14 protein-coding genes are annotated in these 17,539 nt (G+C 46.2%); 8 read left to right on the top strand and 6 right to left on the bottom strand.

Going from position 1 to position 17,539, the window contains the following annotated elements; translation table 11 throughout:
- Nucleotides 1-17: 17 nt before the first annotated feature.
- The 3 genes from KOE27_RS14815 to KOE27_RS14805 are packed head-to-tail and all read right to left on the bottom strand — an operon-like array spanning nt 18 to nt 3,660.
- Entirely contained in the window at nt 18-530 is a 513-nt protein-coding gene (locus KOE27_RS14815) for a molybdopterin-dependent oxidoreductase (RefSeq protein WP_215239637.1), read from the bottom strand.
- Between the two features lies 1 nt (nt 531).
- Nucleotides 532-1,659 (bottom strand): cytochrome-c peroxidase, encoded by a 1,128-nt coding sequence (locus tag KOE27_RS14810; protein WP_215239636.1) that lies wholly within the window; start codon nt 1,657-1,659, stop codon nt 532-534.
- A gap of 15 nt (nt 1,660-1,674) precedes the next feature.
- Nucleotides 1,675-3,660 (bottom strand): TonB-dependent receptor plug domain-containing protein, encoded by a 1,986-nt coding sequence (locus KOE27_RS14805; RefSeq protein ID WP_215239635.1) that lies wholly within the window; start codon nt 3,658-3,660, stop codon nt 1,675-1,677.
- Nucleotides 3,661-3,984: 324 nt separating this feature from the next.
- Between KOE27_RS14805 and KOE27_RS14800 the strand changes: the two genes are divergently transcribed.
- The 6 genes from KOE27_RS14800 (at nt 3,985) to KOE27_RS14775 (ending at nt 14,569) form a co-directional block, all read left to right on the top strand.
- Entirely contained in the window at nt 3,985-4,578 is a 594-nt protein-coding gene (locus KOE27_RS14800; RefSeq protein WP_215239634.1) for an RNA polymerase sigma factor, read from the top strand.
- Between the two features lie 101 nt (nt 4,579-4,679).
- Nucleotides 4,680-5,930, top strand: coding sequence for a FecR family protein (locus tag KOE27_RS14795; protein ID WP_215239633.1), 1,251 nt, complete (start codon nt 4,680-4,682; stop codon nt 5,928-5,930).
- A gap of 168 nt (nt 5,931-6,098) precedes the next feature.
- On the top strand, nt 6,099-9,659 hold the full coding sequence (locus KOE27_RS14790) for a SusC/RagA family TonB-linked outer membrane protein (protein WP_215239632.1): 3,561 nt from the start codon (nt 6,099-6,101) through the stop codon (nt 9,657-9,659).
- Between the two features lie 19 nt (nt 9,660-9,678).
- Nucleotides 9,679-11,412, top strand: a complete 1,734-nt coding sequence (locus KOE27_RS14785; RefSeq protein ID WP_215239631.1) for a RagB/SusD family nutrient uptake outer membrane protein — start codon at nt 9,679-9,681, stop codon at nt 11,410-11,412.
- A gap of 57 nt (nt 11,413-11,469) precedes the next feature.
- Nucleotides 11,470-13,377, top strand: a complete 1,908-nt coding sequence (locus KOE27_RS14780) for a GSCFA domain-containing protein (protein WP_215239630.1) — start codon at nt 11,470-11,472, stop codon at nt 13,375-13,377.
- Between the two features lie 88 nt (nt 13,378-13,465).
- Nucleotides 13,466-14,569 (top strand): DNA alkylation repair protein, encoded by a 1,104-nt coding sequence (locus tag KOE27_RS14775; RefSeq protein WP_215239629.1) that lies wholly within the window; start codon nt 13,466-13,468, stop codon nt 14,567-14,569.
- A 28-nt stretch (nt 14,570-14,597) separates the two neighbouring features.
- On the opposite strand, the gene KOE27_RS14770 is transcribed toward KOE27_RS14775, so the two are convergent.
- Nucleotides 14,598-15,350, bottom strand: a complete 753-nt coding sequence (locus tag KOE27_RS14770; RefSeq protein ID WP_215239628.1) for a TerC family protein — start codon at nt 15,348-15,350, stop codon at nt 14,598-14,600.
- 105 nt (nt 15,351-15,455) lie between these two features.
- On the opposite strand from KOE27_RS14770, the gene KOE27_RS14765 reads away from it, so the two are divergent.
- A complete protein-coding gene (locus KOE27_RS14765) occupies nt 15,456-15,821 on the top strand; it encodes a hypothetical protein (RefSeq protein WP_215239627.1) in 366 nt (121 codons plus the stop codon).
- An 11-nt stretch (nt 15,822-15,832) separates the two neighbouring features.
- On the opposite strand, the gene KOE27_RS14760 is transcribed toward KOE27_RS14765, so the two are convergent.
- Complete coding sequence (locus KOE27_RS14760) at nt 15,833-16,051, bottom strand: helix-hairpin-helix domain-containing protein (RefSeq protein ID WP_215239626.1); 219 nt, start codon at nt 16,049-16,051, stop codon at nt 15,833-15,835.
- Nucleotides 16,052-16,072: 21 nt separating this feature from the next.
- Entirely contained in the window at nt 16,073-17,152 is a 1,080-nt protein-coding gene (ligD, locus tag KOE27_RS14755) for a non-homologous end-joining DNA ligase (RefSeq protein WP_215239625.1), read from the bottom strand.
- Here ligD and KOE27_RS14750 point away from each other — a divergent pair.
- On the top strand, nt 17,151-17,486 hold the full coding sequence (locus KOE27_RS14750; RefSeq protein ID WP_215239624.1) for a hypothetical protein: 336 nt from the start codon (nt 17,151-17,153) through the stop codon (nt 17,484-17,486). The genes ligD and KOE27_RS14750 overlap by 2 nt on opposite strands.
- Nucleotides 17,487-17,539 lie beyond the last annotated feature (53 nt).

Raw genomic sequence — 17,539 nt, 5'->3', positions numbered from 1 at the left:
GCAGTACAGCATCTACCTTAGTTTTTTGCAAAAACTACTTTAATAGAACGTACTTCACGGATCCACCTTGCCGGTTTTTTATCATGGGGCGCTATGATTCTGAATGGTCCTTCCCCGTTAGGAAGTGGTTTTCCATCCTTCTCAGTGGCAAGCAGTATTCCTTCATCGGTGAACTCGGGATCTGCTTCGGCCAATGCGTACAACACTTCGTAGCCGTCTGCCGCCGAAATCAGCAGGTATTTGGTAAGGTTCTCGCCACGTAATTTACTCCCGGTGGTGACTCCCGCTTTTTGTAGCAACTGAATCAGCGCAACTCCTTTAAAATCATGTTCTTTACCATCTCGGTCCTTCACTTTCTGGGTTACCTGAGAGTACCCGGCCAGGTCCTGGACCGTCAGATTCAGCGTTAAAGCCACTTCACCGGTTAGCGTAAGGATTGTTTTTTGTTGCGCAAGGGCAGGCAGTGACAGACAAATGACCGAGAGAACGGTCAGCACTTTGGAGGGCAGAAATACTTTTATGCGAGACATGTTACTGAGGTTTTAAAATAGGATGAGGGTTGGAAAATGCCGGGTTGGTAATGAAAGCTGAATCCGTCAGCATGGACAGGAACGCAATAATATCTTTTTTTTCGTTTTGTGCCAAAGCCAGGGTTTTGCCTCCGGCATCATTGGATATGTCCTGTAAAAAACTGCTGAGTGTTGCACTCTGCTGAACATGCTCACTGTAGTGGTCCAGGACTTGTTCAATGGTAGTGAACCGCCCGTCGTGCATATACGGGGCCGTAAGCATAATATTTCGTAAAGTCGGTACGCGGAACCTGGCCCGGTCAGCAGGCTGCCCGGTGAATTTTTCCCGGCCTATGTCGCGTGGCAGGCTATCCAGTCCGTTATTGTGGAACAATTCCTTGAAAGTTTTGGGGCCGCCATGGCAGTGTCCGCAATTGGCACCTCTGACATTCCTGGAAGGATCAGGTCCGTTTTCAAAAAGCTGCAGACCTCTCAGTTGCTGTGCGGTGGGAGTGTAGGTACCTTCCAGATATTTGTCGTAATCCGAGCCAGCCGAGATCAGCGTCCTTTCAAACTGCGCAAGTGCTTTCAGTATCCGATCTTCCGTAATGATTCCGGTCCCGAAAGCGCTGTTGAACAACGCAGGATAGGGAGCGGTGGTACTTAATTTTCTGACAGATTCGCTCAGCGGCTGGCCCATTTCATGAACGTCTGTCAGCGGAATAGCGGCCTGTTCTTCCAGGCCCGGCGAGCGTCCATCCCAGAAGAAATTGCGTACCCACAGCAAATTGGCCAGTGACATCGCACTTCTTGCCGTAAGCGTGTTGTCAATTCCCGTACTAAAAGCTTTTCCATCCGTAAATGCCAGCTTTTGCAGGTGGCAACTTTCACAGGAAAGCTTGTTACCGGCTGATAGTTTTTTTTCGTAAAAAAGAAGCCTGCCCAGGTATACACCTTCACGGGTAAGCGGATTGCCTGCCGGAATGGTGAACCTTGAGCCGAAATTGGCAGGATACTGTAAAGGGTACGGTTCTGCCTGTTTTTCTTCGAAGGGTTGGGTAAGGCTGCAAAACAAAAAAAAGGAAGCACTCAGGCTGCCAGCCAGCCAGCCTGAGTGCTTCCTGAAGAGAGTTCTGAAACCTTTTTTCATCGAAGTACCGCTTCTTTAAAAGTGATTAAAAACCAGGTTTATGAAAAAGTTGCGTCCGGCTTCGGGAAACCCTTCCACCAGCGTGTAGTTGGTATCAAAGATATTATTGAGGCCTGCTTCCGCTGAGATAAATTTATAAATTTTTACGCTGGCTTTGGCATTAACGAGTGTGTAAGCCTTTGCTTTTGTTCCGTAACTCGTGCTGTAACGATCGCTGTTGTGTTCCAGACTTGCCATGATGCTGGCACGTTTCAGGAAGGAATAATCGGCGAAAGCGAAAATTTTATGTTCCGGTACATTGGTGAAAAGAATGGCGGGATTGGTTTTATTCTTCCTTTTGATATACGAATAATTGGAGCCGATTTTAAGGCCTTCCGTAATCTGGTAATCCAGACCTGCCTCTGCGCCATAGAAATGTGCTTTTCCCGCGTTCTGTAGCTGGAATCTTCCCGGTTGTACGTTATCGACCTGCTGGATGATATCATTAATATCACTTTTGAATACGCTGGCCTGGATATTGGCCTTTCCGGCAAGTTTTCCGGTATAATTCAGGTCATAATTGACGGCCACTTCAGCTCCCAGGTCGGGATTGGGGATGGCTTGGCCCATACGGTAAGAATAACGGTCCTTGATGGTTGCAAAGCGCGTTTTTCGGGCAACAGACCCCCGTAATGAATGACTGGTACTAATATCCCAGAAAATGCCGGCCTGGACATTGACCGCATTGTTTTTACTGTCAGCAAAATTCGATATTTCCTTTGTTGTCGCATTGTATTCCTGTGCCTTTTCACTGTTCCGCATATTGTAACTCACGCCCGGGATAACGGCCAGGGAAGGGGTGATCTGGTACGTGTTTTCCAAACCTAGAGAAAGGGTGTTATCCACATAAGACTGGACGGGTTCGCCCAGGTCATGTTCACGGTGAATGTCCCGCTTATACTGGACGTTCACCCGGAAAATATTATTTGTTAAAGCTTTTGACTCATACTCCGCATTTCCGCCAAGGGTGTAGTCGTCATAAAAACTCCGAAAAGCGTAACCCTTCGTTTGCTTGGTGTAGGTGGTATCGTCGTAGCTAAAAAGCTGGTTTACGAAGGTATCATAGTATAACCTGGTTTTAACTTTGTTTCTTTCTCCCAGGGCCGTATTGGAGATAAAGTACAAGCTCTGTTTATTCCATTTTGGCCATTTCCAGAAACGGGTAGTAATTTTGGAGTCGTCACCCACATAAGGCGGATTCCCTTTTTCTCCTTTTTGATTGACATACCCGATGACATATTCATCTGTTGCATTGGGGGTAAATCCTGCTTTCGCACTGAACTTCAGATCGTCACGGTATGCATTCTCACGGTCTTCCGTTTGCTGGTATTTCCTTGGTCTGAAATCTGCTGACAAAGGAAAAGACTTTTGTTTCAGCTGGGAGGCACCCGCCTGGTAAAAGAATTTGCCGAACCGGGAACCCGCATTCACATTCCATCGGTAACCATCCCCGCTGTAAATACCGGCACGGCCGTTAATTTCAAATTTGTTCACCGGCTTGCGGGATACCAGGTTAATGGCCCCGCCCATGGTATTGGCCCCATATAAGATAGAAGCAAATCCTTTGGAAACATTGATTTCGGCCAGGTCGAAAGTAGTGAAACGCCCCATGTCCACGTAACCGTCATAGGGAACATAAACCGGTACGCCGTCAATGAAAACCGGCACTTGGCGAAGGTCAAAACCGCGCACATAAACAACGGATTCGCTACGGGGCCCGACGTTGGCGATGCTGACACCCGGCAATATGTTGAGCGCATTGGAAAGATCGTTCCGGTTAAATTTTTCGATCCGCTGATAGGAGAGGATAGAGCTGCTGTCTTTGCCGGAGATGCCCGATATGGTTACTTCTCCTAACTGGAAGGTACGGGCCGACAAGACCTGGGTAGAATCCGCCTGCTGTGATTGTGCGAAGGCCGTAGGGCAGGCGGCAAACAGTAAAAGAGGGAGAAGTTTTTTCATCTATTTCGATATGTACACGTGGATATATCGCAAATATAAAAATACCTTTTACCGAAAGTGAAATTCTGAGTAAATAATGTGGGTTTTAAGCCGGTGAGGCTCCTATTCTGAATGTGCAGGCTGATGAAAGATGCAGGTAAATAGCGGTAAAAAACTTTACATATCACGCTTTTCTTTATTATAACGCGTTGAAGATCAGTCCTGTTTTGGTCTTCGTAACCTCGGATTTTTGCAGATTTTTTGAAATATTGACATTTTATAGCTGTATTTTCATATTTTATACTCGTAACCTATTACCTTTGCCCGGAGCAGTTTTATATTCCTTTGAAAATCGATACGTTACATAATGAAACGGAGCTGCTGACGCTGTCAGCATCGGGTTGCGAAAAGTCTTTCGCGGCACTGTTTCATTGTTACCGGGATAAGATCTATTCCGTTGCGCTTCGGCTCACCGGATCGGTGTTTCTGGCAGAGGAAGTGGTACAGGATATATTCCTGAAACTTTGGGTGAAAAAGGAAAATCTTTCCGGGATTCATGAGTTTGAAGATTACCTGTTTATCATGACCCGCAATCACGTTTTTTCGGCGCTTAAAAGGATGGCACGCCAGCAGCAGCTGGTAGATGATCTTCAGCTGGAAATGCCGTCTGCTGAGAATACGACCTACAACAGTATTCTGAACCAGGAAATGGAACAGATACTACAGCAGGCGGTGGAGTTACTGCCGGCGCAGCAAAAACAAATTTACCTGTTGAGCAAAGAGGAGGAATTAAAAAGAGACGAGATCGCCAAGATGCTGCGTATTTCCTCCGAAACGGTTAAAACACATCTGGCCAGAGCCTTACGTCACATCCGTGCATACAGCAAGTTGCGGCTGGACAATCCTATCTCCTGGCTGCTGTTTTTCTTGATTAATTAATTTTAAAACTTTTTTTAGTCTTATTGTCCCCCGAAAAACTTTGACGAAAGTCTTTATGGGTGAAGGTCTGATACAGGTCGGGTCCTAACTTATTCATACTTATGCAAAGCCAACGCCTGGATGATTTGTTTTTTCGGTATTGCGAAAAAAATATTACCCAAGAGGAACAGGAGGAACTGATGTCCTTGCTGTTGCTGGAGGAAAACCGTGAGCAACTCAACGGGCTGATCGATCAGCTGATCCGCAGCGACCAGTCGGAATACCGCTTGTCGCAGGAAACCGCAGATGATATACTAACCTCCATTTTCTCCGCAACCGCAAAAAGTGCCGGAGATCGTTTCCCTGATAAATTAAATGATGGAGACGAAATCCTTCCTGCAAAATCCAGGCCGCTCTGGATTGTAAAACTTGCTGCCGCTTCGGTGGCTTTGCTGCTTGTGTATGGAGGATACCGCTGGCTGGGACATAAGGAACAAAAAGTGGCGCCGGTTGTTGCGCTGAAAAGCGTGTATGGCGAGGATGTGGCCGCAGGAGGTAACAGAGCGAGCCTGATACTGGCAACCGGAGAAACACTTGATCTTACCACGGTAACAAACGGAAGCTTGCATGGACAGCCTGGGGTCAAAGTTGACCGGTCCAGAGGGGAGATCAGCTATAACGCATTATCAGGGAATCAACAGGCTGTATCCTACAATATTCTGAAAACACCGCTGGGCGGACAATACAAAGTGGTGTTACCTGATGGCTCCCGTGCGTGGCTGAACGCAGGATCTAGCCTGCGGTACCCGACTGTCTTTAGTGGTTCAGGGCGGGATGTGGAAATGACGGGCGAAGTTTATTTCGAGATTGAACCCAATAAGAAAATGCCTTTCCATGTCCAGGTGATTGACAGGAATGTGAAGGGAAAATGTATGAAAATTACGGTCTTAGGTACACATTTTAATATAAGCTCATACGGAGACGAACCAGCCATGCACGCTACCTTGCTTGAAGGATCAGTTAAAGTGGAAAAAGGAAATGTAACAAAAATACTTTCACCCGGGCAGCAGGCAAGCGTGTCGGGAGGGCAGGCTGAACGCAGTATCGCTGTAAAAATGGTGGATACCGAAAGTGTGGTAGCCTGGAAGGACGGACGTTTTGAGTTTAATGGCAATATCCGGGAGATCATGCGGCAAATTTCGCGCTGGTATGATCTGGACGTGCATTATGAGGGAAATGTGGAACGGAAAGCTTTTGCCGGAACCATCTCCAGAAAGAACAATGTCTCCGAGGTACTTAAAATGCTTGAATTAACAGGAGGCATTCAGTTCCGGATCGAAGACAGAAAAATTACCGTAAAGAATACCGATTAATTTTTTAAACCAGAACCTGCATATATGAAACCCGTAAATTCTTCCTGAGGACAGTTTACAGGATTAATCATAAAAACCGGATGCGTTGCGACCGCACCCGGCCCATACCTGATTAATCTTCTGATTCATTGGACAACAAAACATTCACTTAATCAAGCATACAAAACTATGAAATTTGTGTACAAGGGCAAAACTGTCCCATTGGGAACGTATATTATTTTCCGTTCCAAACGGACTTGTGATGCCATAGCTAAACGAGTCGACCTTGGCAAAGTATTCCTGACCATGAGAATAACCGCGATATTACTGCTGATAGGGACGTTACAGGTGATGGCCGATAACTCCTATGCACAACAGGTTTCTTTGCGAAAAAAAGATGCGACCCTGCTGGAAGTACTTAAGTCTGTTCGTAAACAGACCGGCTATCTTTTCATCTGTGACCTGGAAATGCTGGATAAAGCAGAGAAAGTGAACATCAATGTGAGCAACACGCCGCTTAGAGAAGTGCTGGATGCCTGTTTTGCGCGCCAGCCGTTGACTTACAACATCGTGGATAAAACCATTATTGTGAAAAAGAAAAAAGTGCCGGAACAAAAAGCCAGGGAAGAAGCTGAGGTGAAAGTACCTTATCCCTATTTCCCTGATCCGGACTTGAAGCAGCGCATGAAAAATATAATGCACCAGAAGATTAATGCCGAAACTTTGTTTGACATTACGGTGCAGGGCAAGGTGACAGACGAAAAAGGAGAAGTACTTGCCGGGGTGAATATTGTTCAGAAAGGTACGCAGAGGGGAACGTCTACAGACGAAAAGGGAATGTTCAGTATTGACATCACAGATCCGGATGCGGTGCTTATTTTTTCTTTTGTAGGGTATATCTCCCAGGAAACGACCGTAGCCAGAAGAAGTACCATTAATATTGTACTCAAAGTTGATAACAAAGCCTTGGAAGAGGTAGTGGTTGTGGGGTATGGTACCCAGAAAAGGTCAGACCTTACAGGATCCGTATCCTCCGTGAAGGCAGAGGATATTAAAAACCTTCCGGTACGCAGCGTGACAGAAGCTTTGCAGGGAAGGGCAGCGGGCGTGCAGGTGACCCGAAATGACGGCGCACCGGGTTCGTCGTCCGACATTGTGATCAGAGGTGTGGGGTCTATCGGGGGCATGGCGCCGCTGTACATTGTGGATGGTATCCGGATGACTGCAGGTAATAATTTCAATTTACAGGATGTAGAATCCATCGAGATTCTGAAAGATGCCAGCGCCGCGGCCATTTATGGAGCCCAGGCCGCGGGAGGAGTTGTACTGGTTACCACCAAAAGGGGAACCTCGCTCGACAAAATGAGTATTAACTTCAATGCCTATTACGGCGTACGTCAGGTGAGAAATCTGTATAGCCTGCTGAATACCGCAGATTACTACAAAGCCAAGACGGCCTTTGGGGTGGCAACCAACAGCTGGGGGGATCCTAATACCCTGCCGGATAATGACTGGATCAAACAACTTTATACCAACGGAAAAGAAGAAAGCTACTCGTTGTCGCTGTCTGGCGCTACCGCCAAAACCAACTATTACCTGTCTGCCAATTATCAGAAAGAAGGAGGAACCATCATTGATAATTATTTCAAAAGATATGGCCTGCGTTCCAATGCGGACTTTAAGATCAATTCGAAATTTAAGGTGGGTGAAACCATCTATGCCTGGATGACGGATGTGAATCCAACGCAGACTACCACTTTTCCATTTCGGTCGGCTCCTGTAGTTCCCGTTTATGACCCCAGCAACCAATACGGCGGATGGGCCAAAACCGGTAGTTATTTTGGTGGCCCCAATCTGGTGGCACAGGAGTACCAGAATCACATCCGGAACCAGACCTACGCTGTAGAAGGTAACCTCTATGCCGACTGGGAGATTATTTCAGGTCTTAACTTTCGTTCTACTTTTGGGGCATCAGTATTCAGTGAAAAAAATCAAAGATTTAATGAAGCTTTTGACTATGGTATCGTCGCCAACCGGATTGCTTTCCTCAGTCGTGATATCAACAGCCAGCGCAATTTTACGGCCAACCTGGTGCTGACCTACAGTAAGGTTTTCGGGCAGCATGATTTCAAGGTGATGGCGGGTTACGAAGCCTATAAGTCGGACCGCAGTACGTTACACGGTGAGGCACAGGGCTTTCCGTATGTTACTTATAACCTTGGATTGTCTACCAACCCGGCCAGTTATGTTGCCAGCGGAGCGGAGCTGCCCCAAACCCGTTTGCTATCTCAGTTTGGCAGGATCAACTATACCTATTCCAATAAGTACCTCATCACCGCAACGATCCGCCGGGATGGTTCTGATCGTTTTGGTCCAAGCAACAAATGGGGTATTTTTCCATCGGCTTCGGTGGGGTGGAAAATCAACGAAGAGGCTTTCATACGGGATAATTTTACCTATATCTCCAACTTGAAACTAAGGGCCAGTTACGGTAAACTTGGCAGTACCAGTAATATTCCTCAGTATACCTATCAGTCGTCCTACGGCGGAACGGGCGGTACCAATTCACAGGGACTTCCAGATGGCAGCCGGTCAAAAGGATATGCCTTGACGGCACAGCTGGCCAATCAGAATATCAAGTGGGAATCGGTACTTCAAACCGATCTTGGACTGGACATCGGGCTGCTTAAAAATGCCCTGAACATAACCATTGACTGGTATAGCCGTCAGACTCAGGGGATGATCTACCAGGTTCCGGTTGCTTTGTCGGCTGGCTTTGGAAGTACCTCCGTCTTTACCAATATCGGTCAGATGAGCAACAAGGGCCTTGAACTTGCGGTAGATTACCGCGGAAGAAAAGGAGCATTTACCTATGCAATCGGAGCCAACGCTTCATTCAATAAAAATCTGGTGAAACAGCTGGATGGCAATAACAATAATCCGATCAGCGACGGTGCAGCAGGTAATGACCTGGATGGAAACGCAGGACGTACGCAGGTTGGGCACCCTATGAGCCAGTTTTTCGGGTACCAGGTCGACGGGCTTTTCCAATCGGATGCAGAGGTGGCGAGCCTGAATGAAAAGGCTCAGCAGCAGGCGGGATCTACCAGTGTGTTTTTCCAGAACTCCGGAACCGCAGCAGGTGACCTGAAATTCAGAGATACCAATGGTGATGGCCGGATCACCACAGCCGACAAGGTATTTATCGGAAATCCATGGCCCAAGCTTACCTACGGACTCACGCTCAATCTGGGCTGGAAGGGGCTTGAATTAACAGCACTGTTCCAGGGGATTAAAAATGTGGACGTTTATAACGGGAACAAATACTATACCGAATATCTGTACGGAGACTACAATACGACGAAAGACATTTTTAATGCGTCGTTTTTTAACGGAAACGGATTGACCAGCAGCCCGAGGGTAGGTGTTATGAACGCTTCAGGCACATTTGCACGGGATCCCAATTCTAACTATGGCCGTATATCTGATTATTTCGTAGAGGATGGGTCTTTTCTGAAATTAAGAAATATCCAGATAGGGTATACCATACCGAACAAGATTACCAGCGCTCTGAAGATTTCGGATCTGAAAGTTTACGTGCAGGGGCAAAATCTGCTGACGTTTACCAAATACTCAGGACTTGACCCTGAGGTTCTCGGACGGAACGGCACCACAGCCAGGGGAATTGATACCATCTTTTCCTATCCCCGGAACATGTTGTTATCCATGGGTCTTAATCTGAGTTTCTAAAATCAAAATTATTCTGATCATGAATATATTATTAAAATTGTCGCTTTGTGCAACAGTGATATTGGGAATGGTTTCCTGCAGTGATGATTTTGTCGATGTTGACAATCCGCTGGCAATTTCTACCAGCAGCTACCCGAAAACAGTTTCCGATCTTGAGCAATTGCTGACTGGCGTTTATGCCACGCAGCACGCCGGCGGAATTTTTGGCCGCGCTATGGGCCCCTACAGTACCTATCTGTGGGATCATACCTGTGACCTTAGCTGGCAAGGCTCACCCAACTGGATACAGATGGGACAAAACAATGCGCTTCCAAGTGATAACTTTCTGGTACAGATCTGGCCCGACCTCTGGCGCGGTGTACAGCGCTGTAACACTTTGCTGGATGGGATAGAACAGGTAAGTAAAACAGCTTCTCAAACAGACCTGGCCAATATACAGCTTATAAAAGGGCAGACGTTGTTCCTCAGGGCCTGGTATTATTCCTATCTGGTAAATTTTTGGGGAGAGAGTTTTATCGTGAATGGTGCAGGCGGAGAAAAAATGGGAGTGCCCATCGTGACGGACGTAGCGGTCGATTTGACCCAAACTCAGGTAACTCGTGCAACGGTGAAAGAGAACTGGGATTTCATTATCAGCGATCTTAAGGCCGCAGAAACATTGCTCGCCGGAAAAACCTGGACCGCCGCAACTGAAAAGCACAAGGTAAACGAGTGGGCAGTAAAAGGATTTTTAGGGAAAGCTTATGTGTACACGCAGGATTGGGCAAATGCTAAAACGTATCTGAGCGGTGTTATTAGCAGCAGCGGTAAGTCGCTCGTACCGTTTGATACCTATAAAACCATGTTCAACGGACAGAATGAGTTTAATTCGGAGTCACTTTTTGAACTGAACCTGAACGTAGACATGACCTATGCCGGCGCAACCGACCTGTCTATGGGCTCTATGATAGGTACCCTGATCTCCCCTTCGTATGTAGGCGCAACCGGGACGCCCATTGCCTCAGCATGGTCTAACGTATTCCCTCATGCCAAAAATATCGAGCGCTTCGGTTTTAGCCAGGGGCATTATTTCCCGACAGGAACAACATCCGCGTCTATCAGCAATGTGGACAAGTCTTATGTAAACAACTCCATAGCCGCCAGATCTGCCAAAACCGTTGATCCAAGGTTATGGGTGGCCTGCCTGCAGCCTTATGTGGACTCCATGGTGGTGGCTGGTGCTAAAAAACCAATATCACATTATCTGGATATTACTGAGCTGGGTATGGAAGCGTGGAGTTTCAGGAAATATATCAACCTGGCAGGAACGGAACTGGAAATCAACAGAGCAAACGGATCTAATATCCTTTGGTTACGACTGGCTGATATATACCTCCTGTATGCCGAAACCCTGACGCATTCCGGAGATAACGCAACTGCTTTGGAGTATATCAACAAAGTGAAAAGACGTGCTTACAATTACCCTGTGGACGCTCCCTCACCTGTGGATTATAAAAGCCTCACCGACCTCACCAAGGCACCGGACAATGTCCTGAAAAATGACCCGCTGAAATATGAAAGATGGGCCGAATTCTTTGGTGAATTCAACTGGTGGTTTGATGTTTGCCGCTGGAAGATCGGAGACAAGGAGGCTGCTTATTATCAGAAGATCCGCGGAGGTACCATCCAGTGGAATGATACGGATTATGCACAGCCGATTCCGATCAATGAAATCAATGCAAACGTGAATATGAAGCAGAATCCCGGTTATTAAACTGAAATAAACTTAGACTTTCCAAGTCTTCAAGACTTGGAAAGTCTTCCGCTGATAATGAACAAGAAGCGTCTGCTGTTATTCAAAAGCCTGGCCCTGTTATCCCCGGTTTTTCTTCTGGCCATTTTGGAAGGTGGCCTAAGGCTGTTTGGATATGGTCATGACCTAAGCCTTTTTGTTGAAGATCCTGCGCATCCGGGTTATCTGGTTATGAACAGATATACTTCGGAAAAGTACTTTTCCAGACAGCAAAATGCTACCGTAGGTAATTTTGAATCCTTCCCCCGTGACAAGAAAAAAGGCACTTTCCGTTTATTTGTATTGGGTGAATCCACTACGCTGGGGTATCCCTACATGTACAACGGTTCTTTTCATCGCTGGCTTCAGTACCGGTTGATGCATACGTTTCCGGAAAGGGATTTTGAGGTGATAAACCTTTCCCTAACGGCCGTGAATTCCTACACGGTTCTTGATTTTGCCAAAAACATAGTGGATTATCAGCCCGACGCGGTACTTGTTTATACCGGCCACAATGAATATTACGGTGCCCTGGGAGCCGCAACAACCGGAAGCTTGGGACGTTTTCCCTTTTTGATCAGACTGCTGATTCATTTTCGCAATTACAGGTTTATGCAATTGCTCTCATCCGCCGTCTATGGTATTGGTGATGTGTTTTCAGGAAATAAAATAGACCTGCGTGAAAATCTTATGAAACGAATGGCGGCAGGGCAGCTGATTACTTACGGGTCAAAGTCATATCAGGCTGGTATTGAACAGTTTAGCAGCAATATCAATGATCTTTGCCAGCTCATGAGCGACCATCGTATTCCGGTTCTCATCAGCAATCTGGTTAGCAATGAAAAGGATCTGAAACCTTTGGTCAGCCTGAAAGGAGGCAAAGATGTTTCAGCCGATTTTCATTACCAGGCGGCTGGTAAATGGTATGAACAAGGAAACTTTACCGAAGCGAAAAAAGAGTATATCCAGGCCCGTGAACTGGATGTTTTACGTTTCAGGGCTCCGGAAGCTATGAACCAAATCATACAGGAGGTTGCAGCACAGTACAAAAATGTGACCTGGGTGGATACCAAAAGTTTGTTTGAGTCATACGCTCCCCATGGCATAATTGGTGAAGAAACCATGCTGGAACATGTGCATCCCAATTTGTATGGATATGGGTTGTTGTCCGAGGCTTTTTACGAAGGGTTACAAAGGAGTAAGCTGATCCCGTTGAGAGGAGGGAACAACCTTTCGTTTTCTGAGCTGCGAAAGCAAATGCCTCTGACCCAACTGGATTCGTTAAAAGGAACTTATGAGATCATGATCCTGAAAGAGGGATGGCCTTTTAATATTCCCATGCCCTCCGTGGAAAAGGGTGTAAAAACAGTAGAGGAGGAATTGGCCGGGGCAGTTGTGGTCAAACAAATAACCTGGCCCGAAGCGATGACCCGCCTGCAGAATCATTATGCCGGAAAGGGAGATACTGCCGGCGTTTTAAGGGTTACCGAAGCGCTCATCCTGAACAATCCGCTGGATACTGGCCTGTGCGATAAAGCCGCAAAGCTTTGCCTGCTACTGCATGAAGATGAAAAAGCGATTCCATACCTGATGAAGGCGTTCAGAGAAGCGAGTAATTTTGAACGCGCCAGAATGCTGTTTGTGACCTTGCTGAAACTGGACAGGCCTAAGGAAGCATTGGCCTACATTGAATATGCCGCAGCAAATAATCCCAGCCGGTTCAGTCTCAATGAACTGCATTCGGTTACTGCTCAACTCGTTCAGGTCAGGAACAGTTTTGAAAAGGACAGCTCAAGCGTGGAACTCAGTAATCAGCTGGCTGCAGGTTATCTTAAATTTGCTAATACTTCCGCCGCAGGTAAATACATAACAAGGTCGCTTCAGATAGATCCCCGTAATGCTACAGCTTTAAAATTGAAGGAGCAGCTATTAGCTTTGCAAAAATAACGCTGCATTTTTGCACTACATTTGTAGTTTCTGGTTGGCAGGGGATCAGCGTTTTTGGATTAACCTGAAAAAATAAACAGCCATTATAGTGAGCCTAATCAAAGACATTTATTCCCTTTCCTTCTACGAAAGACTGGCAGGTACGATCACAAAAATCATCCCTTCATTTGAGCAAAAGAAGTTCATCAGCATGATCTTTACGGATGAATTTAAAACCATGGAATGGAAGGAACGGATGAAACATACCACACGCGTATTTCACTTCTTTCTTCCTGATGATTATCCCGCAGCTGTTGATGCCATCGGACAGATCATTGGTCAGCTCCGTGAAGATAATTCCGGCCAGGATACCCTGGCCTACATATTTCTGGCAGATTACATTGAAACCTATGGAATGGAAGATTTTGACACTTCCGTCAGGGCGCTGGAAATGGTTACCCGGTTTATTAGCTGCGAGTTTGCAGTAAGACCATTTATACTCCGATATGGTGACCGGATGATCAATCAGATGATTATTTGGTCCAAACATGAAAATTCACAGGTAAGGCGTTTGGCAAGCGAAGGCAGCCGTCCGCGTTTGCCTTGGGCGATGGCTTTGCCGACACTTAAAAAAAATCCCGAGCCCTTGTTGCCACTATTGGAAAATCTCAAACAGGATCCGTCAGAATCTGTCAGACGAAGCGTTGCCAATAGCATTAACGATATCGCCAAAGATCATCCGGACCTTGTTATTGCCCTCGCCGAAAAATGGCGGGGGATCAGCAGGGAAACCGATGCGATCATCAAACATGGCAGCCGTACCTTGTTAAAACAGGGACATTCCGAAATACTGAAACACTACGGCCTCACGAGTGAAAATATATCGGTAACCGATCTTGAGATACTTACGCCGGAAGTGAAAATAGGGGAAAGTGTTGAGTTTGTATTCAAGGTCAGCAACCAGAGCAGCGACAAGCAGACCGTACGTCTGGAATATGGTATTTATTACAGAAAAGCCAATGGACAGCTTTCGCGTAAAGTGTTTAAAATCAGTGAGAAAATGTACCCGCCAAATGAAATGGTAACCGTCCGAAGGAAACAATCCTTCAGGCTGATTACCACCAAGGTTTTTTACACCGGGCAGCACCAGCTGTCGGTGATCGTTAACGGGGAAGAGAAGGAGATAAGGACTTTTGAGATCGTGGCCGGGTAAATCAGTTAAGAGCACTGCACAATCATTCTCATCCTTCCTGCTTTTCATCACGCGGAGTATAGTGTTCATGCGTTTTCACGGGAACGGATTCTGATTTGCTTGTCTTCATCTGAACCACATCAACCAGTAAGGAGAATGCCATGGAGAAATAAATATACCCCTTGGGAATTTCAACGCCCAGGCCTTCACTCATGAGTGAAAATCCGATCAGGAGGAGGAAGGATAAGGCCAGCATTTTAAAGGCTGGATGCCTGTTTACGAAGTCGCTGATGCTCTCCGCCGCAAAAAGCATGATGGCAACGGTTACAATAACCGCAACATACATCACCCATACCTCCTTGACCATGCCAATGGCTGTGATGATGGAATCAATAGAAAAAACCATATCCATGATCAGGATCTGAATGATAACTTCGGTGAAAGTGCTGGCTTTGATGTTCTTGCTCTGGTCCCCCGGCTCGCCTTCCATTTTATGGTATATTTCCTTGGAGCTTTTATAAAGCAGAAATAGACCTCCCGAAAGCAGTACCAGGTCTTTCCCGGAAAAACCATAGCCGAAGATCTCAAACAGATCTTTGTCCAGTTTTAATATGAACGATATCAGCAGTAACAGTCCTATTCTTAGGGCCCCCGCCAGGATCAAGCCATATCTACGAGCCTTTTTTTGTTGGTCTTCAGGCAATTTTCCTGCGATAATTGAGATAAAAATGACGTTATCTATTCCTAAAACGGCTTCAAGAGCGATCAGGGTAAGAAGGGATATGATGATTTCAAAGTCCATGTGGAACGAAAATTGTTAAGTATCCTATAGGTTGAGTTGGTTAAATTATCCAAATAAAATATCATTCCACCTAGAAATCTTTATCGATTACTAAATTGAAAAAAAATGAATCCGGATATTCGATTGTATTTCAATAGCCCTGCTGGTTTGTCGGTGCAGGAAGAACAGGTACTGTGGGCATTTAATGGGATAACCTTCAGGCCCGGGCATGACATCGTTCCACAGGTTGGGGATGTGATCAATATGATGGAATCGAAATTTGAGGATGCGGAAAATGCCCCTGATTTTTGGTCGCTGGATGTCATGGATGAAGTACTGGCGGATCCCGATGAACCTGATCTGGATGAAAAAAACGAACAGGCCAAAATGGCTTATACTTTTTTCAGTTACGAATGGTTTGTGGTAAAACGTGAATTTGTGGACAATACCATCCGGCTTTTTCTGGAACAGCGCAGGCCCGAGACGGTCTGATACTCCCCGTGTTAATCACGGAATGATAAATCAACTGCCGACAAGGCTGTCCGTAGTTTTCTTATTGCGTCAGGACCTATTCCGTGCAGGAAGGTAACATCGGCTTCCTTGAGCTCTGACAGTTTTTTAAGGCTGGTCAGATTTGCCGCAACCAGCGCACGTTTGGCCGGTTCACTCAGATGATCCGGAAGGTCTCCGGTCTGGCCGGTCAGTTCGCTTTTCTTTTTCATTTTACTTGATGGTTTTCTTCTTCAGGATTTTTTAACAGGCTTTGCTGTTTCACGCACCACTTCCATAGCGCTTTTGTCTTCTCTCATTCCTTCAAATGACGGATGCCGGAAAACGCCGTCTGCTGTTACCTCCGTAAAACTTACCTCACAAACCAGCGAGGGTTTGAGCCAGGTAGCTTTGGCATGCGGCGGATCGGGCCTGAAACGGGAGGGTTTGTTGTAGTCGGGCTCTTCCTCAAAGGGGCTTTTCTGGATAACCAGCGGTTTGAAGAGCTGGATCATTTCTCTTTGCTGCTTATCTTTAAAACCTGTACCCACCTTACCGACATATTTCAGCTGACCGCCTTCATAAACGCCCAGCAACAACGAACTGAAATATTTGGGTGAACCCTCATTGCGGGTATATCCCGCGATGACAACTTCCTGTCTTTTATTCACTTTTATTTTAAGCCACTCCCGTGAACGTTCTCCCGGGAGGTACAGGCTATCTGATTTTTTAGCAATGATCCCTTCAATTCCCAAATCTCTCGCTGCTCCGAAGAACGCGGTTCCGTCAGCCTGGACGCTGTACCCGCTACGGATTATTCCTTCTGCCGGAAGGACACTTTTCAAAATTGTTTTTCTTTCAAAAAGAGGCAATCCGGTGAGATCTTTTCCATCCAGCCAGACAATATCAAAAACGTAATAGTATAAGTTTCCGTCGGCTTCGCTTCTCCAGTTCTGCAGTGCACCGAAACTGGAGATTCCGTTCTTCATCGTCACCACCACCTCGCCATCAACGATTGCGTTGATGTTCCAGTTTTTCAGGGCTTCGTATACCGGATAAAATTTTTCATTAAACGATTTGTCGTTCCGTGATTTCAGTTCAACCTCATTTTTATGCATAAAAGCCACAGCACGGTAGCCATCCCATTTTACTTCATATTCCCAGCCGGGATCATCAAAGGGTGCATCCGTCAGCGTTGCAAGCATTGGTGAGAAAGACGTTGGTTGTTTCTGCCTGGGCGCTTTTTTTAACAGGTGCGCTATATCCGGTTCGCTGGCCTTAGACTCAGGTGTTTTATCAAAAGTGCGTTTTTCTTTATATTTAACTAAGCTCATGACCGGTAGTTTAGGATGGGGAATATTCGTTATCAAACTTTATGCCAGTACCCGGGCAAATGTTGTATGGGCCGAAATCGTTGACGGCAGTGGTGAAGCTGTCTTGCCTGCTTCGGTCAACCTGGGATTTTGGGATTTAGAAAGAGGTATCCTGGTGAATGAATCCAATAAAATAACGGGTATTGACGTTTACAGAAATGCGTTGATATTGGCATGGGTAATGAAGGATATAGCTGAAGCAGTGTTTCGGATAATTTTGGTATTTAAGCAGTATAGTGTCTGTAATCACTTATCGATCAAAAGTTTAGTAGCTTACCTTGAGGTGGGAACTTAAAATAAATCGCTTTGCGTTACGCACCTGTGGATTGGTGATCATGTGGCGGAACA

Source organism: Dyadobacter sp. CECT 9275 (genome assembly GCF_907164905.1).
GTDB lineage: Bacteria > Bacteroidota > Bacteroidia > Cytophagales > Spirosomataceae > Dyadobacter > Dyadobacter helix.
Note: the sequence above shows the minus strand (reverse complement) of the source record. Positions and strands in the feature narration are given on the sequence as shown.